This window comes from Bacteriovorax sp. DB6_IX (assembly GCF_000447775.1).
GTDB lineage: Bacteria > Bdellovibrionota > Bacteriovoracia > Bacteriovoracales > Bacteriovoracaceae > Halobacteriovorax_A.
This window is the reverse complement of sequence record NZ_AUNJ01000230.1, coordinates 1-6,057: the sequence shown is the minus strand read 5'-3', so window position 1 is coordinate 6,057 and position 6,057 is coordinate 1. Positions and strand designations below refer to the sequence as shown.

8 protein-coding genes and 1 pseudogene are annotated in these 6,057 nt (G+C 35.2%); 2 read left to right on the top strand and 7 right to left on the bottom strand.

The window, feature by feature from the left end:
* Positions 1 to 536, bottom strand: a pseudogene (locus M901_RS06835) (3-hydroxyacyl-CoA dehydrogenase family protein); the annotation flags it as partial.
* A 357-nt stretch (positions 537 to 893) separates the two neighbouring features.
* Between M901_RS06835 and rpsT the strand changes: the two are divergent.
* Positions 894 to 1,154 carry a 30S ribosomal protein S20 gene (gene rpsT, locus M901_RS06830; protein WP_021277455.1) on the top strand — a complete coding sequence of 87 codons (261 nt, stop codon included), beginning with the start codon at positions 894 to 896 and terminating at the stop codon, positions 1,152 to 1,154.
* Between the two features lie 260 nt (positions 1,155 to 1,414).
* Here the strand turns inward: rpsT and M901_RS06825 are convergent, their stop codons facing one another.
* Positions 1,415 to 2,350, bottom strand: a complete 936-nt coding sequence (locus M901_RS06825; RefSeq protein WP_021277449.1) for a hypothetical protein — start codon at positions 2,348 to 2,350, stop codon at positions 1,415 to 1,417.
* Positions 2,340 to 2,996, bottom strand: a complete 657-nt coding sequence (locus tag M901_RS06820) for a hypothetical protein (RefSeq protein WP_021277450.1) — start codon at positions 2,994 to 2,996, stop codon at positions 2,340 to 2,342. The genes M901_RS06825 and M901_RS06820 overlap by 11 nt, the downstream gene beginning before the upstream one ends.
* An 80-nt stretch (positions 2,997 to 3,076) precedes the next feature.
* On the opposite strand from M901_RS06820, the gene M901_RS06815 reads away from it, so the two are divergent.
* Positions 3,077 to 3,589, top strand: a complete 513-nt coding sequence (locus tag M901_RS06815; RefSeq protein WP_021277451.1) for a DUF721 domain-containing protein — start codon at positions 3,077 to 3,079, stop codon at positions 3,587 to 3,589.
* On the opposite strand, the gene M901_RS06810 is transcribed toward M901_RS06815, so the two are convergent.
* The 4 genes from M901_RS06810 to M901_RS17470 all read right to left on the bottom strand — a co-directional run bounded on the left by M901_RS06810 (position 3,554) and on the right by M901_RS17470 (position 5,764).
* Positions 3,554 to 4,129, bottom strand: coding sequence for a methyltransferase (locus tag M901_RS06810; protein WP_021277454.1), 576 nt, complete (start codon positions 4,127 to 4,129; stop codon positions 3,554 to 3,556). The two genes, M901_RS06815 and M901_RS06810, sit on opposite strands and share 36 nt — an antisense overlap.
* Complete coding sequence (locus tag M901_RS06805; RefSeq protein ID WP_034721044.1) at positions 4,122 to 4,718, bottom strand: L-threonylcarbamoyladenylate synthase; 597 nt, start codon at positions 4,716 to 4,718, stop codon at positions 4,122 to 4,124. The genes M901_RS06810 and M901_RS06805 overlap by 8 nt, the downstream gene beginning before the upstream one ends.
* Positions 4,715 to 5,251, bottom strand: coding sequence for a hypothetical protein (locus M901_RS06800; protein WP_157679893.1), 537 nt, complete (start codon positions 5,249 to 5,251; stop codon positions 4,715 to 4,717). Before M901_RS06800 ends, M901_RS06805 begins: the two co-directional genes overlap by 4 nt.
* A 366-nt stretch (positions 5,252 to 5,617) precedes the next feature.
* Positions 5,618 to 5,764 carry a hypothetical protein gene (locus tag M901_RS17470; RefSeq protein ID WP_157679891.1) on the bottom strand — a complete coding sequence of 49 codons (147 nt, stop codon included), beginning with the start codon at positions 5,762 to 5,764 and terminating at the stop codon, positions 5,618 to 5,620.
* Positions 5,765 to 6,057: the final 293 nt, after the last annotated feature.

Below are 6,057 nucleotides of genomic sequence, written 5' to 3'. Positions count from 1 at the left end.
GTAGAAAGCCTCATTGATCATTGGCATAAGAATTCTATTCACTGCAAATCCAGCAACATCATCAGCTCTAACAACTGTCTTACCCATTTTAACGGCCACATCTTCAACTGCCTGAATTGTTTCTTCATCAGTTTCTAGACCCGTAATAGTTTCAACAAGTTTCATAACAGGAACAGGGTTCATAAAGTGCATTCCAGCAACTTTTCCGCTCTCTTTGTCGCTGCTGCAATTTCAGTAATTGAAATAGAAGAAGTATTTGAAGCAAGAATCGCATCATCTTTTACGATTTCATCTAGGCTTTTGAAAATTTCGAACTTGATCTTCTTATTTTCAGTTGCGGCTTCAATCACAAGATCACAATCCTTAAGATCATTCATATTTGTTGTCGGCTTAAGATTTCCAAGTGCTTTTTCAACAAATGAGCTATCCCACTTACCTTTTTCTACACCTCTATCAAGTTGTTTCTTGATAAATCCGTGACCAAAATCCAATCCCTCTTGATTGATATCAAATAGGACTACTTGGTAGTCGCTCATAGCGGCAACTTGTGCAATTCCACGACCCATTTGTCCCGCACCCACAACACCGATGAGTTTTACTTCAGTTGAAGACATATAAACTCCTTTCATTTATTCATTAATTGTCAGATAAAATCCCAACGATCATACACACTTGACCCTTCTTTAACAACTTTTTTGGGCCACGCAACATATTGATATTATGAAAGTAATCAGCCGAAAGCCGGGCCCAGTGTGGACTTCTTACACGACACCTAGCGACAAATTACAGAGATTGATAACAAAAGACTTGCCTTTTGCTTTAATAGGCCCTATAAAAACAGTCTCAAATTATGTTGAAAGTAGAAAATAAATAGTTAACGTTAGGAGTTGATTGTGGCAAACCACAAATCTGCAAAGAAAAGAGCAAGACAAACAATTGTTAGAAACGCAAGAAACACTATCAGAAGATCTTCAGTTAAAAATGCTGTTAAAAAAGTAAGACTGGCGATTGAAGAAGGTAATAAAGAAAACGCATCTTCACTTCTAGTTGCTGCACAAAAGCAATTAGCTAAGCTTGCGAAGCATGGTGTTATCAAGAGAAATTCTGCAGCTAGAAGAACTTCTAGACTTGCATCTCAAGTTAACAACATCTAATTATTGCTGAAACCTACCAACTTATAGTTGGTTATATAAATAAGCAGAGTAGTCATCTACTCTGCTTTTTTGCGTCTTGTTTTCAAAATAGTAAATATAGATCTCTAAACTGCTATACAATAATGGGGATGAAGATAAAGTATTTTGATAAAAAACAATATCTTATTCACTAATATTTTTAGCAGCTGTAAAAATCATGAATTTTCAAAAGTGATTTCATGGGGATAGGCAATTACCACCCCCACTCTAGTGGACCAGTTTTAATACTTTAGGTAACTCAGACGGATTTCATCGCGAAGCCACTCGCTTCTTTGCTTGGCCAAAATCTCTAGCTTCGTAAAAAGCTCCAAGTAATTAATCAGCTCATCTTTCTTCCAACCTCTGGAAGCGTTAATAATACCTTGATCATACTTAGATAACTTTGCCTTCGAAGCACTATAGCCAGGATCGATGATTTTAATGATGTGACCTTGGATAAATGAAAAGAATGAACGATAGACATCGTAATCATTTTCGATAAGAAGAAGAGAAATAAAGAATCTCTTCATATTCTTCCCATTGAATAGATCGGCCAGTTCAAAATTATTTAAGTGTTGCGGCCTAATGAGTTTCTTAACCAAATCAATTGTTATTTCACCTTGATCTTTATAGGCCGAAATAACCATCAGTGCGTTATAATAATTTTCAGCACTGGCCTCAACAGTATTTGAAATATAATTCTTTACTTGGGCATTGAGTTTTATTTGAAAGAAATCAGCAATCACATCAACATACTTATTCATCTCCCAAAACTTTGGGCCTTCATAAGTCACTTGATCTAAAACCTTAGTAAATGCCTTGTCATTAATCTTCTTATTACTAAAAAAGAAGATCTTATTATCACCACCAAGATAGTGGTCAAAATCAAGTTCTGAGAGATAAGTCTTAACCTTGGCATTCAGCTTGTCTGATTCCAAGACAATATAAGGACCAGAACTTCCAAATAAGCTTGGTGAAAGGAGATTGTCCTCTATCCAACCAATTGTTAAGTCAGGACCATAAACTTTAGTGAAGTCTTTCTCTAGCGACTGAATGATGATTCTTTCTACGAAACAATCTGGAAATTGAAAAAGAGCGATAGTGCTTTGTTCAATTTCTGTGAGAACTTTTGCATTCTGCCCAAATGGAATTTTTAGATTCTTTTTCTTAGTAGGCATTAGAAAGAACCTCTCTAAACTCATTGGCCAAAGCTACTGAACTATCGCTTAGGGCCTTCACCATATTCCCACGAGTCTGTGTCCCTCTTACAGGAGCAGCACTGTCGATGTCACCAATTTCATTACTAATATTGTAGCTTCCAGAAACTCCAAAAGTTTTTGAAAAAATTGTTCGAGGAAAAGCAGACTTAGAAAATTTAAAATAATTTACGAAGAAATCGATTTCTTCTTTCGTTGGTCTTTTTAAAATATAGAGCTCAACTCTTAAATCATAGGTTCCTGTTGTCGGTAAATAGAAAGCATTTCTATCTCCAATCTCACTTAGTTGCGAGTTATTCATCAAGGTACTACCTGTGAAACTGATCTCCTTGTCGTGAACTCGTTTGACAACACCTAAAACTACAGCGTCTTCATTTTCAAGCTCACCAGAATTCACCCTTAGGTCCGGGTAATTTGATAGAACTTCGTGAATGGCCTTCGTATAGGCGGCTGTAACAACTGGTAATGACGTTTTATTAATAAACATCGGAATCGCCACACTATTCACCCCTTGAGAAGCAAATGGATTAGTATTATGACGAACTTTATACCCTGCACAAGAAATAAAAAGCCCAAGAGAAATGATAGATAAGAATAAATATCTCATAGACCTACTATGCCTTATCTCTCGAGGGAACGTCTATTTTTTCTTTATTTGACGCGACTAATCTTATATGATGCTCACCTATGAAAAGTGTGAAAGACCTCTTAAAAGATAATGAATTCTCTTCGAGAATTCCAAGAAATAAGGAAAAGAAATCTGCGGATATCTTCGACTTTCTTGAACTTATCAATAACTGGGACCAAGTTGTTGGGCCTAAACTAGTTGAGCACACTATTCCTCTAAAATTGAAGAATAAGAATCTTACAGTTCTCACTTCTCACCCTGTCTTTGCACAACAACTCTCTTTTATGGAAAAGGCAATTATCGAAAAGATTTATGCAAGTTTTCCAGCGATCCAAGGTCAGGTAAGAAAGATATTTTTTCAAGCGGACAATCGTCATTTTCAACAGAAGAAGCAGCAGTCCAATATCAAGAAAGAAAAAGTTGAGACCTTTGAGAGAAAATGGCACAAGCAGTCCCCTCAATATAAGAAATTAATGGCCAAGGCCGAAACACTCTTAAGTGATGTTCAAGATGATGAGATAAGAGAATCTCTGAAATCAATTTACATTCAGATGTCTGATCCTGAGGAATAAGAGGCCATCTTCTTTGCGACGAATTTCTAGAACATGATTCTCTCTTATACAACTCTTAATTTCATCAAGAGCTTCATTATCCCTAATCACAATATAGAAGCTTCCCTCTTTGGCCAAAAGCTTTATAGATGCTTCAAATATCTTAGAGATCGCTCCAGGATCATAGCTGCGGCAGATATCCTTTTGAATATTTGGCGACTGCCTATAGCTTTTCCTAGAAAAATAAGGAGGGTTCATGACAATGCAATCAAAGGATCTCTCTAGCTTGATTTTAGTCACGTCACAAACTTCAATGTCATACGGCACATTTTTGAGAAAGTTCTTACAATTCTCTTTAATGTGATAAAGGTAATCTTCTTGAAGTTCAACAAAAGTAACAGAATTAAAAGTTCCTTTAATCGTGGCCTCAATCCCAATAACGCCACTACCGCAACAGACATCTAAAAGATGTCCACTAACCTCGTCTTCAACGACGAGATTAGCAAGTTCTATTGAGTCTCTAGAGAAACGGTAGAAACTAGGTTGAGAGTACTTAACCATGACGGCTAAATCTATCCTCTAAAATCTCTTCAATTTCTTTTACTCTATTTCCTGATCTAAGGATTTTGTATTCATTTCCAGAGAGAATGATGATTGTTGAGGAGTTTCCAGTCACTTCTTCACCGACACTTGAGCTAACAAGTAATTCGTTAGGCGCAAACTTACGCCAGAAGTCCTTTGCGGCCTCTTCCGTCACAATAGGAGATTCCCCAGTGATATTCAAACTTGTCGTCGTTATTGGTGAGTTAACTTCTTGGATGATATTTTTAATAATTTCACTTCCTAAAACTCGCACACAAATGAAGTCCGTTGATTGGAAAGGAATTTCAGGCAAAGACTTGTGAAAGTATTTCTTCTCCACTCCAAAAGTAATTTCGAGATGCTTTAAGTCTTCAATAATCTCTAGGAGTTTTGGAGGAAGTTCAACATAATCACCTAGCATCTCTGTTGAATCAAAGAGAACAGAGAGAGGTTTTGTAATATCTGTCTGTTTAATTTGAGAGATTTTAAGGTAGGTTTCCTCCTTAAAAGCATCTCCCCCAATTCCCCATACAGTATCAGTTGGATAGATATAAATTTTTTGACTCATAATAACCACCAAAGAAATAACATATCTTCATAACCTAATTTCATTAATTCAAAGAAGCCATAGTATCCAAACTTATTGCTCATTATTCCACTAAGATAGATATTCTTCTTTATTGAGAAAGTTGGCTTTTGAAATTCTTTTTTATACCCTGAAAGATACTTCTTAAAGGATTGGTTCTCAATTGCGTTTAGTAGAGCTTCTATCTCATAATTTTGAAAATTAGAAAAATCATTTTTTATATCGAGAGCAAGTTTTTTTCTAAACTTCTCATTGCTTGGAAAATAGTACTTTAATATTCCAAATTCACTATTTCTTATTTTCAACCTGGCAGGAGAAGAGAAGTATCTTTGTGCAAATTGAACTCTTTCAAACTCACTTTCAATACTTGGTAACCAATATGTTGGGTATGAGATCGTGTACTTGTAATTATTCTTATTAAAAATAACTTCATCGACAAAGAAGTCCGCAAAGAAGTCATCGACAACCTTCTGTAACCGCTCATCTGCAATATTTAATTGTCGTTGTAGAAACATCTTTTTTAGATTTTCATCGCAATTAAAGTCCCAAAGCTTTTTCAAGTACTCAAGATAAATATCCGCAAGTTTTTACGATCTTCGAACTTCACCTTATTCTCGATATCTAAAACAGATAGAAAGGAGGAATTTTGATTAGCTCTGACAATGTTTTATTTACTAAGTTCTTATTTCGAACTTCAATTCCCATAAACATTCTAAGGACAAGAGACAGATATGAATTTCCCTTTGTCGCACTATAAAAGCTCTTTGGGACATCCTTATATTTTATTTCCAATGAACTTATTTGTTCAAAGTATTTTAAATAATCAGAAGTTTGATTTCTTTGAAGATCAATAACATTTTTTAGTATATTTATAGTCTTCCTCAGCAGAAGAAAATTAGCTTTAAAGACGAGAGAATTTGATCTTTGGAATTATTTGTATCAATGAGAAGTTTTACTTCAGCAGGAAACTTATCTAAACAGCCCTGTAAGTAACCCTTCCACTTATCTAAATTATTAGTTTTACGCATGAGAAAGAAGAATAATCTCGTTTAGAAATCATTTATTTCTTCACATGACTTCGGAATACCGCGGAATTCGAGGATATTTATTCCTTGTCCATAGAGATTGAACTTAAGTTCTACTGTTCCCCATTTTAATGGTAATTTTTTTTTTACTTGATTTCTAATTTTTTTCTTTGGGCCTTGTTGCTTCATTGAAGAAAGGATCGTATTTCTTCAAAACAAAGCTCTGTCCAAGAATAGATGTATAATAGAAATAAACACCATAGAGAATAACAAGAATGACAAGAACAAGGGCATAG

What these genes read in the sequence shown, in the direction of transcription:
- M901_RS06825 (WP_021277449.1), bottom strand. Translation starts at nt 2,350, where the DNA reads ATGCCTACTAAGAAAAAGAATCTAAAAATTCCATTTGGGCAGAATGCA.
- M901_RS06820 (WP_021277450.1), bottom strand. Translation starts at nt 2,996, where the DNA reads ATGAGATATTTATTCTTATCTATCATTTCTCTTGGGCTTTTTATTTCT.
- M901_RS06815 (WP_021277451.1), top strand. Translation starts at nt 3,077, where the DNA reads ATGAAAAGTGTGAAAGACCTCTTAAAAGATAATGAATTCTCTTCGAGA.
- M901_RS06810 (WP_021277454.1), bottom strand. Translation starts at nt 4,129, where the DNA reads ATGGTTAAGTACTCTCAACCTAGTTTCTACCGTTTCTCTAGAGACTCA.
- M901_RS06805 (WP_034721044.1), bottom strand. Translation starts at nt 4,718, where the DNA reads ATGAGTCAAAAAATTTATATCTATCCAACTGATACTGTATGGGGAATT.
- M901_RS06800 (WP_157679893.1), bottom strand. Translation starts at nt 5,251, where the DNA reads ATGTTTCTACAACGACAATTAAATATTGCAGATGAGCGGTTACAGAAG.
- M901_RS17470 (WP_157679891.1), bottom strand. Translation starts at nt 5,764, where the DNA reads ATGCGTAAAACTAATAATTTAGATAAGTGGAAGGGTTACTTACAGGGC.